Source organism: Brevundimonas sp. 01N35 (assembly GCF_056399785.1).
The window spans coordinates 59057-74815 of sequence record NZ_JBFTRZ010000007.1 but is presented as its reverse complement, the minus strand read 5'-3'; the positions used below and the strand labels follow the sequence as shown (position 1 = coordinate 74815).

Here is a 15759-nt window from a genome sequence, read left to right as displayed (position 1 = left end):
CCGTCGGGGAAGGTGCCATGAACACGCACACGCAGTACTTCTGCTACGTTTATCACGCGCCCGAAAGCACGCCGCTGATGTTCGCGTTGGACGCGGACAGTTTCCCCGAAGCCGTGCAAGAAACGCGGATTCGGTTGCTGGATGAAAACGGCGAGGCCGCCTTCGCTGAAATCTGGGACGGCTCGGGCGAAGGGGCGATGACCCGCGTCGCCGGCCAGCCTCGGTCGGGCGGACTGCTTCGTTCGCTCAGGCGTGCCCGGCCTTCTTCAAGGTTTTCCAGGCCTTGATGACGCGCTGAAGCTTGGCCTCGGCGCCGCGGTCGCCGCCGTTGGTGTCGGGGTGGAAGCGCTTCAGCATCTCATGATAGCGCGCCTTGATGGCCGCCTTGTCGACGCCGGGCTTCAGATCGAGGTCGGCCAGGGCCGCCCGCTCGATCTTGCCGATGCGGTGCACCTCGGGCGCGGCGGGGCCGGCCTGGTCCTGGGTGCGGCGGCCGAACAGGCCGAAGCTGTCGCGCCATGAACCCGCGCCCTCGGTGTTGGCCGTGCCCATCTTGGCGGCGAAGGCGGCGGCTTCGCGCGTGTTCTTGCCGGCCTTCATCTCCCAGGTCGGGCGGCCGCCGGTCATGGCCTCGTTTTCCTGGGCGGCGCGGACCTGGCCCTCGCTCATGCCGGCGTAGAAGTTCCAGCCCTTGTTGTACTGGCCCGCATGCGGCTGACAGAAGTCGTAGAAGTCAGCCAACTGCTCGCGCGACTTGGGCGCCTTGGCCGTCGCCGGGCGGCTGCAGTCCGGCCACTGGCACGGCTTCTCGCCGGGCTTCAGGTGCAGGACATCGGCCTCGGCCTGTTCCTCTTCCGGCTTGGGCGGCTTCACTCGAATATCGGTGAAGCGGGGTTTGTATTGAAAAGACGCGGACATCGCCCGAAGTGTAAGCCTGATTTGGACAGCTTCAAGGAACGACCGATGTCAGATGGCCCCGTGGCGGCACTTATCCGCGAAAAACTGACGGCAGCCTTCGCTCCAGCGCGGATCGAGCTGGAAGACGACAGCTGGAAACACGCCGGTCACCACCATGAGGGCGGCATGGACGCCAAGGACGGCGGCGAGAGCCATTTCCAGCTGATGATCGTGTCGGACGCTTTCGAGGGGCAGGGGCGGATCGCGCGACAGCGGGCGGTCAACGCCGCGCTGAGGGACGAGTTGTCGGGACCGGTTCACGCGCTTTCCGTCCGTGCCCTGACGGTGCGCGAGGCCGCTTCAGCCTAGACGGTGTGCCGCTTTGATACGTAAATGTCCTCATTCATCTCGTCTTAGAACCTTCATCCTAGCGTTTGGCTCGAACTGATTTGCAAAGGCGGGGGCTAGCGAATGGTGGAATCTGACGGGATCAAGGGACTGGACGGACAAGCGCCCGGTGAAGCCGCACAGGCGCTGACCGCGATCCTGCAGACCCATTATCTGCGCTATCTGATCATCGTCAGCTGGGCCGTCGGCGTGATCGCGACCGTCGGCATGGTCCAGGGAACGGCGTGGTTCGTCGCCACCCTGGCGGCCGGCGCCCTGCGCGGCGAGGTTGAAAAGCGTGTCAGCCAGCGTGTCGGCGCCGGCTGGGGCATGGTGTTCCCGGCCGTGGCGACGGGCACGACGGCGGTCTGGGCCGTGGCCCCGCTGATCGCCTGGTTCTCCAAATCGCCCTTTGGCCATGAACTGGCCATCGCCTTGCTGGTGTCGGGCTATGTGCTGGTGTTCGCCCAGCTGCGCAGTTCGCCGCGTCAGGCGATCATGATTTCCTCGCCCTATGGCGTGGCGGCGGCGATCATCGTCGTCAGCCTGCTCGGCGGGCCGTTGTTCTGGCCCTTCCTCGCCCTGGTGCCGTTCACGGCCGCGAGCCTGTTCGTCCTAGTGACCATGACCATGCTTCGCGAAGAGCGCATCCGCGCCTTCCAGACGCATCAGTCCCATCTGATCGAGGAGCTCGAGACCGCGCGCGACAAGGCGGACGCGGCGAACCAAGCCAAGTCCAGCTTCCTCGGCGTCATTTCGCACGAACTGCGCACGCCGATGAACGGGGTGCTGGGGGCGGCGCAGCTTCTCAGCGCCACGCGGCTTGAGGGGACGCAACGCGAGTACCTCTCGATCATCCGCAACTCGGGCGACAACCTGTTGAGCCTGCTCAACGACATCCTCGACATGACCAAGATCGAGGCGGGCAAGATGAGTTTCGACGTGGTCGATGTTCAGATCGAGGATCTGCATCGCCGCATCATCGGGCCCTTCGTGGCCCAGGCCGAGGCGAAGGGGCTGAATTTCATCTCGACGTTCGAGGGCGAGATGCCCGCGGTGGTTCGCGGCGACCCTCTCCGTGTCTGTCAGGTGGTGCAGAACCTGCTTTCGAACGCGGTCAAGTTCACGGATCAGGGCGACATTCGCTTCAACGTCTATAGTCGGCGCATTTCCGACCGCCGCGTGGCGTTCGAGTTTTCGGTCACCGACAGCGGGTCGGGCATTTCCACGGAGGACCTGGATCGGCTGTTCCAGCCCTTCACCCAGGTCGACAACTCCTCGACGCGTAAATTCGGCGGCACGGGGCTGGGCCTGACCATCGCGCGGCGCATGGCGCAGATCATGGGCGGCGACATCACGGTGACCTCCACCCTGGGCGAAGGGTCGACCTTCACCCTGGCGGTCGAGGGCGAAGTGGTCGAGTGGAGCCGCCCCGAGATCGCCGAGGAGATCGACGCCGATATCGCGAACAGCCATGATCTCGACGTGCTCGTCGTCGAGGACCATCCGGTCAACCGCATGATCCTTGAGGCCTGGATGGGGTCGGCGGGGCACCGCACCAGCACGGCCGAGAACGGCGAACTTGCGGTCGAGGCGGCGAGGAACCAGCGCTTCGACCTGATCATCATGGACGTCAACATGCCGGTGATGGACGGTCTGACGGCGACTCGGCTGATCCGGGAAGGCGGGGGCGTCAATATCGATACGCCGATCGTCGTCCTGTCCGCCTCGGCGCGTACCGAAGATCATGAGGCGGGTATGGCCGCCGGCGCCGACGCCTATATGAACAAGCCCATCGATTTCCGCGGCCTGGCCGTGCTGATGGGGCAGGTGCAGGGCGGTCGCGGGGCGATGCACAAGCTGGTTGAAGTCGAGTCCGCCGCAGCAGCCTGAAGCTCTGGTCGCCGATGGTCCTTGGGGAATTGAATGAAAAGCCCGCCCTCTAGGGCTTCCATTCGCGGGGGCAGACGCTAGACCCAAGGCCATGTCTTTCCTGCATGAAACACTGACGCAGACGGTCGCCGTGGGTGAAAGGCGACTGACCGTCGACGCCGCCATTCTGGCCAAGCTGGCCGACATGGCCGGCGATCTGGCGATCAATCTGACGATCGCGGCGTTGATCTCCGTCGCCACCCTGTTTGTGGCGCGTTGGGCGGCTGGCGTGACGCGGCGGGTGCTGGGCCGGATGCGGGCCTTCCGTCATGACCAGACGGTGCTGAGCTTCGCCGCTCAGGTCGTGCGTGTCGTGATCATCATCATCGGCATGATCGCCGTGCTGCAGCGTCTGGGCGTGCAGACGACCTCGATCATCGCGGTTCTGGGCGCGGCCTCGCTGGCGGTGGGTCTGGCCTTGCAGGGCACGCTGTCGAACGTGGCGGCGGGGGTCATGCTGCTGATGCTGCGACCTTATCGCGTCGGTGAGGCGATCGACGTCGGCGGCGCGTCGGGCACGGTCCAGAAGCTGGACCTGTTCACGACCCAGCTGACGAACGCCAACAACCACAAGATCGTGATCCCGAATTCCAAGGTCCTGAGCGACGTCATCATCAATCTGACGGGGCAGAAGACGCGCCGGATCGAAATCAAGTTCACCGTCGGCTATGGCGAGAACCTGAAGACAGCGTCCAGCATTCTGGCGGGGGTGGCGGCGGCCCACGGCAAGGTGTTGGCCGATCCGACGCCGTGGACCGGCGTGACGGCCCTGAAGGAAAGCGCTGTGGAAATCACCCTGCACGCTTGGGTCAAGGTCGGCGACTGGTGGCAGACCCAGGCCGACCTGATGCAGGGCGGCAAGGAGGCGCTGGACGCCGCCGGAATCGAGATACCCTTCCCGCATCAGGTCGAGGTGCCCGCGAAGGACGCCAAATTCGCTCGCGTCGTCATGGCGCCGGCAGAACAGGAAGGCTGACTCGTGCGCTACGATTTCGGATCGGACAACACCGCCGGCATGGCGCCGGCCGCCCTGAACGGCCTGATCGGGGCCAATACGGGCTTTGCCCGCGCTTACGGCGCGGACGAGACCTGCGCGCGGGCCGCGGACTTGATCCGTCAGCGTCTGGACGCCGATGCGGAGGTGCGGTTCGTGTTCAGCGGCACGGCGGCCAACGCCATCGCCGTGTCCATGCTGGCCCAGCCCTATGAGGCGGTGCTGACGCACCACGCGGCCCATATCTGCACCGACGAGACGGGCGCGCCGGGCTTTTTCGGTCACGGCGTCGGTCTGATCGGCCTGCCGGGCTATTCGGGCAAGATCGAAACCGTGGCGCTGCGCGCGGCGCTGGACGAACCGGTGGTGGGTCATCGCCAGCCAGCGGCGGCGTTGAGCGTGACCCAGGCGACGGAATACGGCGCGGTCTATTCCGAGGAAGAGCTGCGCCACCTGATCGAACCGGCGAAACAGGCCGGTCTGGGCGTGCACATGGACGGAGCGCGGCTGGCCAATGCGGTCGCGGCGGGCTTCGACCTCAAGGACATTCCGCGTCTGGGCGTGGACATTCTGGTGTTCGGCGGGGCCAAGGCGGGGGCGAACTGCGCCGAGGCTCTGGTCATCTTCGACAAGAGCCTGACGCGGCGGATCGACAACCGGCTGAAGCAGGCCGGGCAGACGGCGTCCAAGGCACGCTTCCTGGCCGCGCCGATCCTGGGCCTGCTGGAATCCAACGCCTGGGAGGACGGCGCCGCCCACGCCAATCTGATGGCCCAGCGTCTGGCCGACGGCATCGAAGCCCGCTCGCCTTTCGTGCTGGCGCATCCGGTCGAGTCCAACGCCGTCTTCGTGCGGATGTCGGACGACGCGCATCAGAAGCTGAACGCCCTGGGCTGGGCCTGTTACCAGTTCGACGACGGCTCGGTGCGGTTCGTCTGTTCCTGGGCGACGACCGAAGGCGCGGTCGATGAACTGCTCGAAGCTATCGCGAGCCTGAACTGAATGTCGCTTTCGTTCCGGCGCGGCGAGACCCATATGCTGGAGCATGGCGATGCGCGGTGAACGATCCGGCCGACGGGGCGACTCCACGGTCAAGGCCATGACCGCCGGGCAGGCGCAGACGAAGCAGGAGGCGCCGCCGACCCTGCAAGCCTTGTCCGACCTGCTGCGCGTCGTCGGCCGTTCGGGCGCGCCGCAACTGCCGTGGCGCATCACCGGGGCCATCGCCCTGACGCTGGCGGGCAAGGGGCTGGGCGTGCTCGCGCCCCTGATCCTGGGCGCGGCGGTCAACCATCTGGCGGCGGGGCAGGGCGCAGCGGCGGCGGTCGGCTGGGGTTTCGCGGGTTTCGCTGTGGGTTGGGCCCTGGTGCGGTTCCTGTCGGCGGCCACGCCGCAGCTGTCGGACGTGATGTTCGCACCGGTTCGGGCCGCCGCGCAGCGCAAGACGGCGGCTGAGACCTTTGCTCATGCCCTGAGCCTGTCGCTGGACTTCCACCAAACCAAGCGGTCGGGCGCCCTGTCGCGGACCATGGACCGCGGTTCGCGCGCGGTGGATTTCCTGCTGCGCATCCTGGTGTTCAACCTGGGACCGACGGCGGTCGAACTGGTTCTGGCGGCGGCGGTGCTGAGCGGCAAATACGACTGGCGCTTCGGCGCGGTGGCGATCGGGGTGGTGGCCGTCTATGCGGCGACGACCTTCGCCATGGCCAACTGGCGGCTGGAGCATCGCCGGGCGATGAACGCCGCCGACAGCGAGGCGGCGGGTCTGTCGGTCGACGCCCTGCTGAACTATGAAACCGTCAAGTCGTTCGGGGCAGAGAGCCGGGCCGCCGAGGCCTATGACCAGTCACTGTCCACCTATGTGGATGCGGCGCTGAAGGCCAACACGTCCCTGGCGGTGCTGAACCTGATCCAGGGCCTGATCATGAACATCGGCCTGGGGATCATGGCCGTCATGGCCGGGTTCGAGGCGGCGGCCGGTCGGATGGGGCCGGGCGACGTGACAGCGGCGGTGCTGATCATGATCTCGCTGTATGCGCCGTTGAACATTCTGGGCTTCGCCTATCGGGAAATCCGCCAATCCTTCATCGACATGGAGGAGATGCTGAAGGTGACGCGGCAAGCGCCGCAGGTGGCCGATGCGGCGGATGCGGTGGATCTGCCGCGCCCCGCCAGCGGGCATGGGGCCGAGATCGTGTTCGACCATGTCGGGTTCCGCCACGATGCGCGGACCAGCGGCCTGGACGACGTGAGCTTTGTCGCTCCGGCAGGCACCACCACGGCCCTGGTCGGGCCGTCGGGCGCGGGCAAGTCCACCATCGTCAAGCTGGCGTTACGTCTTCTGGACCCGCAGGAGGGGCGGGTGCTGATCGACGGTCACGACGCCCGGGCGGTGACGCAAAGCTCTCTTCGCGCGGCGGTCGCCCTGGTGCCGCAGGACGTGGCCCTGTTCAACGATTCCATCCGCGCCAACATCGCCTTTGCTCGGCCCGAAGCCGACGACGCCGCTATCTGGGCCGCGGCCGAGGCGGCGGAACTGGCCGATTTCATTCGCAATCTGCCCGAGGGCATGGAGACGCGGGTGGGCGAAAGAGGCCTGAAGCTGTCGGGCGGCGAGCGTCAGCGCGTGGGCATCGCCCGCGCCCTGCTGGCCGATCCCTGCATCCTCATCCTGGACGAGGCGACCAGCGCCCTGGACAGCCGCACCGAGGCGGCGATCCAGAAGACGCTGCGCAAGGCGCGGGCGGGCCGCACGACCCTGGTGGTCGCGCACCGGTTATCGACCGTGGCCGACGCAGAACAGATCCTTGTCCTCAAGGCCGGACGGATCGTCGAGCGCGGGGCGCACCATGAACTGGTGGCGCGTCAGGGCGGCGAATACGCCAGCCTGTGGCGCAAACAGACGCGCGGAGCGAAAAGCCAGGCTCAGTCGGGCTGAACCCCGCCGGGGACCTTGGCTTTCAGCACGTCCTTGAGGCTGGCCAGAACCTGGGTGCGGGCCTCGGCGGCTTCACGGGGAAGCGTCAGCAGCAGACGCAGGGCCTGGGCGTGGACGGTGACGATGCGCCAGTCGAAGGTCTTGTCTTCGGGCGCGGCGTCGATCAGGTCGCACAGGTTGGCGGCGGCCGTGCACAGGTCTTCCAGTTCGAACGGCCCGGCGGCGTCGATGACGGCGCTGGAATGGTCATAGGCCCGATCCAGAACCCGAGAAACTTCGTCCGGCGACGCGGCCGGCTGCAGGAGGGCCAGAGCGGCGACCTGCTCCTCGATGACCGCGCGGCTGCGCGCTTCCATCTCGGCCAGATTGGCCTTGGCCTGGGCCAGGGCGACGCCGGCGCTGACGCCGCCGGGCAGGTCAATCAGGGTCGACAGGCGCGCGCGGCGGCGGTTGTGCGTGATGACGGTCATAGCTCGATCGACGCTCTGCGTTGGGCTTCGAATTCAGCCTTGCGGATTTCCACGGAACGACGCTCCAGCCCCTTCCAGGGTTCCGAACGGAAGCGGCGATCAGGTCCGAAATAGTCGCCGACCTCGAGGAAGGGGCGGGTGTCGCGGGCGACCCAGACGATCCGTTCCAGCAGGACGCCCGCGCTGAAGGGCTTGGTGATCAGGAAGTTGGCGCCGCAGTCGCGCGCCTCGGACACCTTGGAACGGCGGACGTGGGCGGCGGTCATGATGACGGGGGCGAAGGCGTTCGGTTCCAGTCCCGACCGGCGCAGCCAGCGCACGAACTCATAGCCGGTCATGCCGGGCATTTCGCAGTCGACCAGGATCAGGTCGACGGGTCGGTCGCGCAGCACGCCGATAGCCTCGGCGGCGCTGCTGCATGAGTGGCGGACCTTGATGCCGAAGCCGAGTAAGGCCTGGGACGTCAGTTCCAGGGCGAACGGCGAATCGTCGATGACCATCGTCACCGCGCCGTCGAAGTTGAACACCGCGCTTTCGCGCAGCGATTCGCCGACCCCGTTCATGCCGCGCATGAAGAGGCCCTGGCGTGCAGAGGGGAGAAGGAGGCGAATCGCATGGCGTCAGCTTCGACGGCGCAGGGCCGTCGTGCAATGCGCAGGATCAGCTCAGACGGCCGATAGCGTAGAAGCGATCGGCGCGCGCCTTGCGGATCTGGTCCGCCGACAGCGACGACAGCGACTTCAGTTCATCTTCCAGCACGTCGCCGACCGATTGGATGGCCGTCTCGCGCGCGGTGTGGGCGCCGCCGAGCGGTTCCGGAATCACGCGGTCGACGATCTTCATCGCCATCAGATCGGGGGCGGTGATCTTCATGGCCATGGCCGCGTCGCGCGCGCGGGTGCCGTCGCGCCACAGGATGCCGGCCGCGCCCTCGGGCGAGATGACCGAATAGATGGAGTGTTCCAGCATCAGCACGCGGCTGGCGGCGGCGATGGCGATGGCCCCGCCAGAACCGCCTTCGCCTGTCACCGTGGCGATGGAGGGGACGCCCAGGGTCAAGCCGCGTTCAGTCGAACGGGCGATGGCTTCGGCCTGGCCGCGCTCTTCGGCGCCGAGGCCCGGATAGGCGCCGGCAGTGTCGACGAAGGTCAGGACCGGCAGGCCGAAACGCTCGGCCATGTCCATCAGGCGCACGGCCTTGCGATAGCCCTCAGGGCGAGCCATGCCGAAATTGTGGGTGATGCGGGTCTGGGTGTCGTGACCCTTTTCGTGGCCCATGATCACGACCGACTGGCCGCGGAAGCGGGCGAGGCCGCCCAGGATCGCCTGGTCGTCGCCGAACTGGCGGTCACCGTGCAGTTCGACGAAGTCGGTGAACAGGCCGTCGATATAGTCGATGAAATGCGGGCGCTGGGGGTGGCGCGCGACCTGGGTGCGCATCCACGGGTCGAGATTGGCATAGGTCTTGACGCGCAGGGCGTCGGCCTTCTTGCGAAGGGCGGCGATCTCGGTCTCGAACGAGCCGCTGGTGGGCGCGAGCAGCGACAGCTCCGCGATCTTGGCTTCCAGCTCGGCGATCGGCTTTTCGAATTCGAGGTAGTGCGTGGCCATCAGGCGTCCGTGAGGAGGAAGCGCGCTTGGCGCTACGGAAAGCGGCGGAACCTAGAGCCCAGAACGCCGCGGAGCAAGCGGGGTTCAGAAGGCCTTGGGCAGGCCGGCCTGTTTAAGGATTTCATTGGCCATGTGCCGGAGGGGTTTGGAGGGGACCGTGACCTGAACGCCAGTCTGTCCGTTTCGCCATTTCTCGTGACTGCCCTTGCCTCCCGGAATCGGGGCGAAGCCAGCGTCACGCAGCAATCTCACCAAGTCCCGGTAGTGATCGCTGACCAATTTTAGGCGGCCGCGAGGTCGAGCTGTCGGGAGGCTTCAAAGCGGATGGCGACGGGTTCGTGGATATCGAGATTCGAGGCGAGGAGGTCGGGCGCGAAATGCCGGATCAAATCCTCGAATTCTTCCAGCGTCTCGGTCTGAAGAACCAAGCCGGGAATATCGGTTTCGCTGTACCAAACCTTGGCCTCAGCGTCCCAAAGCGCCTTGACGTAGAAGGATCGTGCCATGGGCGGACTATGGCCCTTCAGTCGTCATGCGCCAAGGGGTGCTTGGAGTGGACGACCTGGGACAGGCGGTCGACGGCGACGTGGGTGTAGATCTGGGTGGTCGAGATGTCGGCGTGGCCCAGCAGGGTCTGGACCACGCGCAGGTCGGCGCCGCCTTCCAGCAGGTGGGTGGCGAAGGCGTGGCGCAGGACGTGGGGGCTCACGCGGGCCGGGTCGATATTGGCCGTCAGCGCCGCCTGATCCAGAAGCTGGGCGAAGCGGCGGGGCGTCAGATGGCCGGTCTTGCCGTGCGAGGGGAAGAGCCAGATGCTTTCGGGCGTATTCGGATTGCGCGCGGCGTCGCGGGCGGTCAGCCAGGCCTTGATCGCCTCGCGCGCGGCGGCGTTGAGCGGGGCCAGCCGTTCCTTGCCGCCCTTGCCGCGCACGATCAGATAGGCAGGATCGCGACGCACCGCCTCGACCTTGAGCCCCAGCAGTTCTGAGACGCGCATGCCCGAGGCGTAGGCCATCTCGACCAGGGTGACGAGGCGAATGCCCGCCGCGCTGTCGGCGGCACCCGCCGCAGCCAGCAGGGCCTCGATCTCGTTGCGGCTCAATGTCTTGGGCAGGCTGCGGCCCTGTTTTGGCGCGTCGATGCGGCGGGACGGATCGTCCTTTCGCCAGCCTTCGCCCAGGGCGAAACGGTAGAACTGGCGCACGGAAGACCGTCGGCGCGCGGCGGTGGCCGCCGACAGGCCGCGTCGCGACAGGTCGGCGAACCAGGCCTCCAGCGCCGCTTCATCTGCGGCCATCAGGCCGCCCGCGTCGCCCAGCCAGGTCTCGGCGTCGGCCAGATCACGGCCATAGGCGGACAGGGTGTGGGGCGAGGCGTCGCGTTCGACGGCCATCATTTCCAAAAAGGCCTCGACCTGAGGCGTCATGCGGCGCGCTCAACACGGGTGTGGAGCGAACGCGTGTCTCGTGTAGAGGGTATAGGAACCATGCCTGCCGACGCCTCGCCCGATTCCACGCCCTTGTCGCCATCCTTGGCGCTTGACCGCACCATAACCCTGGTGGGGCTGATGGGCGTGGGCAAATCGACCGTGGGGCGCAGGCTGGCGCAACGGCTGGGCCTGCCCTTCTACGACGGCGATCACGAGATCGAGTCAGCGGCCGGGATGACGGTCAGCGAAATCTTCGCCAGCCGGGGCGAGGCGGAGTTTCGGGCGGGCGAGGCGCGGGTCATGCGCCGCCTGCTGGAAGGACCGCCTATCGTGCTGGCGACCGGCGGCGGGGCCATGCTGAACCCCGAGACGCGCGCCCTGATGAAGCAACATTCGGTCAGCGTCTGGATGCGCGCCGACCTGAAGGTGATCGCCGAACGGGTGCTGCGGCGCGACACCCGGCCCCTGTTGCGCGGCCGCGATCCGTTGGAGGCGCTGAGCCAGTTGGCCGAGGCCCGCTATCCCATCTACGCCGAAGCCGATCTGACGGTGGATGTCGGCGGCGGCTCGCACGGCCAGGCGGTCGAGGCGATCATGAAGGAACTGCGGCGTCACGCCCGCGAGGAGACCCGCCGATGACGACGACGATCCCGGTCGGAGGCGAGGGCTTCGCCGCCTATGAAGTCGTGATCGGGCGCGGCCTGCTGAAAGAGGCGGGGGCACGCGTCGCGGCGTTGAAGCCGACCCAGACCTTTATCGTCAGCGATGAAACGGTGGCGGCCATCCACGGCGAGACGGTGCGCGCGACGCTGGAAGGCGCGGGGCTGAAGACCGGGATCGTGACCGTGCCGGCGGGCGAGGCGTCCAAGTCGTTCGAGCAGCTTGAGGCCGTGCTGGATCGGTTGCTGGCCGAGGGGCTGGACCGCAAGAGCATGGTCGTGGCGCTGGGCGGCGGCGTGGTGGGCGATCTGGCCGGGCTGGCGGCGGCGCTGTTCATGCGCGGCATAGACTTTGTGCAGGTGCCGACGACCCTGCTGGCCCAGGTGGACTCCTCGGTCGGCGGCAAGACGGCCATCGACACGCCGCGCGGCAAGAACCTGATCGGCGCCTTTCATCAGCCGCGGCTGGTGCTGGCCGACATCGAGGCGCTGGCCAGCCTGCCGGTGCGGCAGGTGCGTTCGGGCTGGGCCGAGGTGCTGAAGCACGGGCTGATCTGCGATGCGGCCTTCTTCGACTGGTTGGGCGGAGAGGGGGCGGCAGGCGCCGAGGGCGATCCTGACGCCCTGGAACGGGCGGTGATCCGCTCGGTCGAGATCAAGTCGCAGATCGTCGGCGAGGACGAGAAGGAGGCGGGGCGGCGCGCCCTGCTGAACCTGGGCCATACATTCGGTCACGCGCTGGAGGCGGAGTTGGGCTTTGGCGACGCCCTGACCCACGGCGAGGCGGTGGCCCTGGGCTGCGCCATGGCCTTCCGCTTCTCGGCCCGTCAGGGGCTGTGCTCCGCAGCCGACGCCGAAAAGGCCGAGGCGGGGATCAAGGCGGCGGGGCTGCCGACGCGGCTGGCCGAGGTGGATCAGGTCTTTAACGCCGACGCCCTGATCGGGCGGATGGCCGGGGACAAGAAGGCCGAGGGCGGGCGGCTGACTCTGATCCTGGCGCGGGCCATCGGCGACGTCTTTACCGACAAGGACGTGGATTCTGAGGCGGTGCGGGCCTTCCTGATCGAGGAAGGCGCAGCGTGAAGCTGAGCCCCGTTGTCCTTGAGAACCGTTTTGTCCGGCTGGAGCCGTTCACGGCGGCGCTGGAGGGCGAGGTGAGGGCGGCGCTGGACTGCGACCCCGACGCCTGGAACGGCATGGTCAGCGCGGCCTACGGCGAACATTTCGACGGCTGGTGGGCGGCGGCGCTGAAGGCCATGGCGAGCGGCTCGCGCATCGCCTTCGCCGTGCGTCGTCTGAGCGACGGGGCGGTGGTCGGCACGACCAGCCTGTATGAGATCAAGCCCGAACATCGGCGCTGCGAGATCGGCTCGACCTTCTATCGGCCCGAGGCGCGCGGCGGACCGGTCAATCCGGCCTGCAAGCGGCTGTTGATGGGGCATGCCTTCGACGCGGGCGCGGTTCGGGTCGAAATCATCACCGACGCCCTGAACGCCGCCAGCAGCGCGGCCATTCGCAAGCTGGGCGCGCGCGATGAGGGCGTGCTGAGGAAGCACAAGATCACCTGGACGGGGCGGGTGCGCGATACGGCGCAGTTCGCGGTTCTGGACGACGACTGGCCCGAGGTGCGGCGCAAGCTGGACGAACGACTGGCGGCCTTCGCCTAATCCACCGCGCGGCAGTTGGCCGGGTCGCGGTCGGTGACGGTCCAGACGGCCTGATCGCCCTTGCCACGCAGGTCGTGACCGGAGGCCCGGTACCAGATGCCGTCGGCGGCGCGTTCCTGATACAGGTCCACCGCTTCGCCGTTGGAGGTGCGCACGGTCGCCATGCGACGCGGATTGTCGAAATCCACGGTCAGGCGCTCGCTGTTGTTGCAGAGATAGACGGCGCGGATGACACGGTTCATCGCGCTGTCCTGAATCTCGGCGCCGGTGCGGCGATGGGCGGTTTGGGCCTCGATGGCGCGGTCGCGAACCTCGTCGCCGCTGGTCGGAGCCTTGCGGGGTTCGGGGGCGCAGGCGGCCAGGATTGCGACAAGAACGGCGCCGCCCAGCGGGGCGATCGATCGGCGGTTTTTCAAGTGAGTGCGCCTCTGGTTACGCTTGTGCGGTCAACGCCTGGTCAAGCTTAGCGTTCCGCCCCTTGCGTCGCGACCGGAAGAAGGCGCGCAGGGCGGCGGCCGCGGGCTCGGCCATCACGCCGCCTTCGACGGCGGGCCGCCAGTGGCAGGTCGGCTGATCGAAGAAGCGGCCGCCGTGGAGGATCGCTCCGCCCTTGGGGTCGTCGGCCCCCCAGACGACGCGGCCGATGCGGGCATGACTGATGGCGCCGGCGCACATGGCGCAGGGTTCCAGCGTCACATAGAGAGTCAGGTCGGTCAGGCGGTAATTCTGCAACGTTGCCGCAGCATCGCGTAAGGCCACGATCTCAGCATGAGCCGTCGGATCATGGGCTCCTATGGGGCCGTTTTGCCCACGACCAACCACTTTGCCGGACGATTCGTCGACAATTACCGCGCCGACCGGCACTTCGCCCGCTTGCGCCGCAGCTTGCGCCAGATCGAGCGCCATGCTCATGAACCGCTCATCATGGATCGCCATCCCAAAGACAACGACAAGAACCCCCGCTTCCGTCAAGACGACGGCCCACGCGGACCCCGTAAATTCGCCGACGCGCGCCCGGACAAGGGCGGCTTTGGAGACCGAAAAGGCCCGCCACGCGGGGACCGCAAGGATGATCGGGGCGACAAGCCTTTTGTGAAGGGCGCCGGCAAGGGCGGCCCGAAAGGGGCCAAGGAAGCAACTGCCCCGGCTCGCAGCGAGCGAATCGCCAAGGCCATGGCCCGCGCTGGCATCGCTTCGCGCCGCGAGGTCGAGCGTCTGATCGGTCTGGGCAAGGTGGCGGTGAATGGCCGCATCCTGGACACGCCGGCGACCCTGGTGACGCGCGACGACGTCATCACCGTCAACGGCAAGCCCATGGGCTCGGCTCAGGCGACGCGCGTCTGGCGCTATCACAAGCCGGCCGGCCTGCTGACCAGCCACAACGACCCGGCGGGCCGTCCGACCGTGTTCGACGCCCTGCCCAGCGGCCTGCCGCGCGTGATTTCGGTCGGTCGACTGGATATGAACACCGAAGGCCTGCTGCTGCTGACCAACGACGGCGAGCTGAGCCGGGCGCTGGAACTGCCTGACACGGCCCTGGTGCGTCAGTACCGAGCTCGCGCTCGCGGCCGCATCACCCAGGCCGAACTGGACAAGCTGAAGACCGGCTGCACCGTCGACGGCATCCACTATGGCCCCATCGAAGCGACCATCGACAAGGCCAAGGAAAAAGAGGACGGCGAGCGCAGCTCGGCCAACCTGTGGATCAGCGTCTCGATCACCGAAGGCAAGAACCGCGAAGTCCGCAAGGTTCTAGAGTCCATCGGTCTGACCGTGAACCGCCTGATCCGTCTGGCCTATGGTCCGTTCCAACTGGGCACGCTGCCCGTCGGTTCGGTCGAGGAAGTCGGCCCGCGCGTGATCCGCGAAATGCTGGCCGAGCACATTCGGCCTGAGAACCTGCCGACCGGCAATACGGTCTCGACGCCGGCGCCCATCCCAGGCCGTCGCACCTCTTCGCCCATCGTGGCGGGTCGGTCGGGTTCGGCGATGTCGGATCCCTCGCGCAAGCCGAGCCGCGTTCGCGCGGCCAACGAGGCGACCGAGAACGCCGTCGATCGTCGCGACCGTCCGGCCAAGAAGGAAGGCTGGGCCAAGTCCGCGCCCAAGACCGCCCATCCCAAGCGCACCTTCAAACCGCGCGAGGGTTCGCCGGGCTATGCTGGCGGCGACCGTCCGCAGCGTGCGTGGGCGCCGCGTGAGGATCGCGGCGGCGATCGCCCGCAGCGCGACTTCAAACCGCGTGAAGGCGGTTTCGGCGATCGTCCCCAGCGTGACTTCAAGCCCCGCGAGGGCGCGCCCCGTTCGGGCGGGGATCGTCCGCAACGCGACTTCAAGCCGCGTGAAGGCGGTTTCGGTGATCGTCCTCAGCGTGACTTCAAGCCCCGCGAGGGCGCGCCGCGTTCGGGCGGCGATCGTCCGCAACGCGACTTCAAGCCGCGTGAAGGCGGCGCCTTCGGCGACCGTCCGAAGCGTGACTTCCAGCCGCGTGACGGTGCGCCGCGTTCGGGCGGTGATCGCCCGCAACGCGATTTCAAACCGCGTGAAGGCGGTTTCGGTGATCGTCCTCAGCGTGACTTCAAGCCCCGCGAGGGTGCGCCGCATTCGGGCGGCGATCGTCCGCAACGCGACTTCAAGCCGCGTGACGGCGCACCGCGTTCGGGCGGCAAGCCTGGCGGCTTCGGCGGCAAGCCGGGCGGCTCGCGTCCCAGCGGCGGCGGCAAACCCTTCGGCGGCAAGCCTTCGGGCGGTCGCGGCGGTCCGCGCGGCTAAGCC

General features: G+C 67.5%; 19 protein-coding genes. 10 read left to right on the top strand and 9 right to left on the bottom strand.

Going from position 1 to position 15759, the window contains the following annotated elements; genetic code table 11:
• Positions 1-17 precede the first annotated feature (17 nt).
• Positions 18-287: a hypothetical protein gene (locus AC1DJ5_RS09010; protein ID WP_477020368.1), complete on the top strand. Its 270-nt coding sequence runs from the start codon at positions 18-20 to the stop codon at positions 285-287.
• Here the strand turns inward: AC1DJ5_RS09010 and AC1DJ5_RS09005 are convergent.
• Positions 247-918: a J domain-containing protein gene (locus AC1DJ5_RS09005; RefSeq protein ID WP_441456237.1), complete on the bottom strand. Its 672-nt coding sequence runs from the start codon at positions 916-918 to the stop codon at positions 247-249. The genes AC1DJ5_RS09010 and AC1DJ5_RS09005 overlap by 41 nt on opposite strands.
• A 60-nt stretch (positions 919-978) precedes the next feature.
• On the opposite strand from AC1DJ5_RS09005, the gene AC1DJ5_RS09000 reads away from it, so the two are divergent.
• The 5 genes from AC1DJ5_RS09000 to AC1DJ5_RS08980 all read left to right on the top strand — a co-directional run bounded on the left by AC1DJ5_RS09000 (position 979) and on the right by AC1DJ5_RS08980 (position 7148).
• Positions 979-1266: a BolA family protein gene (locus AC1DJ5_RS09000; protein ID WP_477020367.1), complete on the top strand. Its 288-nt coding sequence runs from the start codon at positions 979-981 to the stop codon at positions 1264-1266.
• Positions 1267-1368: 102 nt separating this feature from the next.
• Positions 1369-3177, top strand: a complete 1809-nt coding sequence (locus AC1DJ5_RS08995) for an ATP-binding protein (RefSeq protein ID WP_477020366.1) — start codon at positions 1369-1371, stop codon at positions 3175-3177.
• A gap of 91 nt (positions 3178-3268) precedes the next feature.
• Positions 3269-4192 (top strand): mechanosensitive ion channel family protein, encoded by a 924-nt coding sequence (locus AC1DJ5_RS08990; RefSeq protein WP_441456234.1) that lies wholly within the window; start codon positions 3269-3271, stop codon positions 4190-4192.
• A gap of 3 nt (positions 4193-4195) precedes the next feature.
• Complete coding sequence (locus AC1DJ5_RS08985) at positions 4196-5212, top strand: threonine aldolase family protein (protein WP_477020365.1); 1017 nt, start codon at positions 4196-4198, stop codon at positions 5210-5212.
• Between the two features lie 49 nt (positions 5213-5261).
• Positions 5262-7148, top strand: a complete 1887-nt coding sequence (locus AC1DJ5_RS08980; protein WP_477020364.1) for an ABCB family ABC transporter ATP-binding protein/permease — start codon at positions 5262-5264, stop codon at positions 7146-7148.
• On the opposite strand, the gene AC1DJ5_RS08975 is transcribed toward AC1DJ5_RS08980, so the two are convergent.
• The 6 genes from AC1DJ5_RS08975 to AC1DJ5_RS08950 all read right to left on the bottom strand — a co-directional run bounded on the left by AC1DJ5_RS08975 (position 7136) and on the right by AC1DJ5_RS08950 (position 10655).
• Positions 7136-7618, bottom strand: a complete 483-nt coding sequence (locus AC1DJ5_RS08975) for a chemotaxis protein CheE (RefSeq protein ID WP_441456232.1) — start codon at positions 7616-7618, stop codon at positions 7136-7138. The two genes, AC1DJ5_RS08980 and AC1DJ5_RS08975, sit on opposite strands and share 13 nt — an antisense overlap.
• Complete coding sequence (locus tag AC1DJ5_RS08970) at positions 7615-8190, bottom strand: response regulator (RefSeq protein ID WP_441456231.1); 576 nt, start codon at positions 8188-8190, stop codon at positions 7615-7617. The genes AC1DJ5_RS08975 and AC1DJ5_RS08970 overlap by 4 nt, the downstream gene beginning before the upstream one ends.
• Before the next feature lie 88 nt (positions 8191-8278).
• Positions 8279-9229: an acetyl-CoA carboxylase carboxyltransferase subunit alpha gene (locus tag AC1DJ5_RS08965; RefSeq protein WP_477020363.1), complete on the bottom strand. Its 951-nt coding sequence runs from the start codon at positions 9227-9229 to the stop codon at positions 8279-8281.
• Between the two features lie 84 nt (positions 9230-9313).
• The gene (locus AC1DJ5_RS08960; protein WP_441456245.1) at positions 9314-9481 is read right to left on the bottom strand and encodes a type II toxin-antitoxin system HicA family toxin; all 168 of its coding nucleotides are present in this window, start codon (positions 9479-9481) and stop codon (positions 9314-9316) included.
• A 29-nt stretch (positions 9482-9510) separates the two neighbouring features.
• Positions 9511-9735 (bottom strand): DUF1902 domain-containing protein, encoded by a 225-nt coding sequence (locus AC1DJ5_RS08955; protein WP_441456229.1) that lies wholly within the window; start codon positions 9733-9735, stop codon positions 9511-9513.
• A gap of 17 nt (positions 9736-9752) precedes the next feature.
• Positions 9753-10655 (bottom strand): site-specific tyrosine recombinase XerD, encoded by a 903-nt coding sequence (locus AC1DJ5_RS08950; RefSeq protein WP_477020362.1) that lies wholly within the window; start codon positions 10653-10655, stop codon positions 9753-9755.
• Positions 10656-10715: 60 nt separating this feature from the next.
• Between AC1DJ5_RS08950 and AC1DJ5_RS08945 the strand changes: the two genes are divergently transcribed.
• From AC1DJ5_RS08945 to AC1DJ5_RS08935, 3 genes are read left to right on the top strand one after another with little or no spacing between them, the layout of a single operon-like run.
• Complete coding sequence (locus AC1DJ5_RS08945; RefSeq protein WP_441456244.1) at positions 10716-11297, top strand: shikimate kinase; 582 nt, start codon at positions 10716-10718, stop codon at positions 11295-11297.
• Positions 11294-12400, top strand: coding sequence for a 3-dehydroquinate synthase (gene aroB / locus AC1DJ5_RS08940; protein WP_477020361.1), 1107 nt, complete (start codon positions 11294-11296; stop codon positions 12398-12400). The genes AC1DJ5_RS08945 and aroB overlap by 4 nt, the downstream gene beginning before the upstream one ends.
• The gene (locus tag AC1DJ5_RS08935; RefSeq protein ID WP_477020360.1) at positions 12397-12984 is read left to right on the top strand and encodes a GNAT family N-acetyltransferase; all 588 of its coding nucleotides are present in this window, start codon (positions 12397-12399) and stop codon (positions 12982-12984) included. The genes aroB and AC1DJ5_RS08935 overlap by 4 nt, the downstream gene beginning before the upstream one ends.
• On the opposite strand, the gene AC1DJ5_RS08930 is transcribed toward AC1DJ5_RS08935, so the two are convergent.
• On the bottom strand, positions 12981-13400 hold the full coding sequence (locus tag AC1DJ5_RS08930) for an MliC family protein (RefSeq protein WP_477020359.1): 420 nt from the start codon (positions 13398-13400) through the stop codon (positions 12981-12983). The genes AC1DJ5_RS08935 and AC1DJ5_RS08930 overlap by 4 nt on opposite strands.
• A 16-nt stretch (positions 13401-13416) precedes the next feature.
• Positions 13417-13896 (bottom strand): tRNA adenosine(34) deaminase TadA, encoded by a 480-nt coding sequence (gene tadA / locus AC1DJ5_RS08925; RefSeq protein WP_477020358.1) that lies wholly within the window; start codon positions 13894-13896, stop codon positions 13417-13419.
• Between the two features lie 12 nt (positions 13897-13908).
• Here tadA and AC1DJ5_RS08920 point away from each other — a divergent pair, with 12 nt between their 5' ends.
• Positions 13909-15756 carry a pseudouridine synthase gene (locus tag AC1DJ5_RS08920; RefSeq protein ID WP_477020357.1) on the top strand — a complete coding sequence of 616 codons (1848 nt, stop codon included), beginning with the start codon at positions 13909-13911 and terminating at the stop codon, positions 15754-15756.
• Positions 15757-15759 lie beyond the last annotated feature (3 nt).

Bases quoted from the DNA above. Each gene is read 5' to 3' on its own strand.
- AC1DJ5_RS09010 (WP_477020368.1), top strand. From the start codon at position 18: ATGAACACGCACACGCAGTACTTCTGCTACGTTTATCACGCGCCCGAA.
- AC1DJ5_RS09005 (WP_441456237.1), bottom strand. From the start codon at position 918: ATGTCCGCGTCTTTTCAATACAAACCCCGCTTCACCGATATTCGAGTG.
- AC1DJ5_RS08995 (WP_477020366.1), top strand. From the start codon at position 1,369: ATGGTGGAATCTGACGGGATCAAGGGACTGGACGGACAAGCGCCCGGT.
- AC1DJ5_RS08990 (WP_441456234.1), top strand. From the start codon at position 3,269: ATGTCTTTCCTGCATGAAACACTGACGCAGACGGTCGCCGTGGGTGAA.
- AC1DJ5_RS08980 (WP_477020364.1), top strand. From the start codon at position 5,262: ATGCGCGGTGAACGATCCGGCCGACGGGGCGACTCCACGGTCAAGGCC.
- AC1DJ5_RS08975 (WP_441456232.1), bottom strand. From the start codon at position 7,618: ATGACCGTCATCACGCACAACCGCCGCCGCGCGCGCCTGTCGACCCTG.
- AC1DJ5_RS08970 (WP_441456231.1), bottom strand. From the start codon at position 8,190: ATGCGCGGCATGAACGGGGTCGGCGAATCGCTGCGCGAAAGCGCGGTG.
- AC1DJ5_RS08965 (WP_477020363.1), bottom strand. From the start codon at position 9,229: ATGGCCACGCACTACCTCGAATTCGAAAAGCCGATCGCCGAGCTGGAA.
- AC1DJ5_RS08955 (WP_441456229.1), bottom strand. From the start codon at position 9,735: ATGGCACGATCCTTCTACGTCAAGGCGCTTTGGGACGCTGAGGCCAAG.
- AC1DJ5_RS08950 (WP_477020362.1), bottom strand. From the start codon at position 10,655: ATGACGCCTCAGGTCGAGGCCTTTTTGGAAATGATGGCCGTCGAACGC.
- AC1DJ5_RS08945 (WP_441456244.1), top strand. From the start codon at position 10,716: ATGCCTGCCGACGCCTCGCCCGATTCCACGCCCTTGTCGCCATCCTTG.
- aroB (WP_477020361.1), top strand. From the start codon at position 11,294: ATGACGACGACGATCCCGGTCGGAGGCGAGGGCTTCGCCGCCTATGAA.
- tadA (WP_477020358.1), bottom strand. From the start codon at position 13,896: ATGAGCATGGCGCTCGATCTGGCGCAAGCTGCGGCGCAAGCGGGCGAA.
- AC1DJ5_RS08920 (WP_477020357.1), top strand. From the start codon at position 13,909: ATGGATCGCCATCCCAAAGACAACGACAAGAACCCCCGCTTCCGTCAA.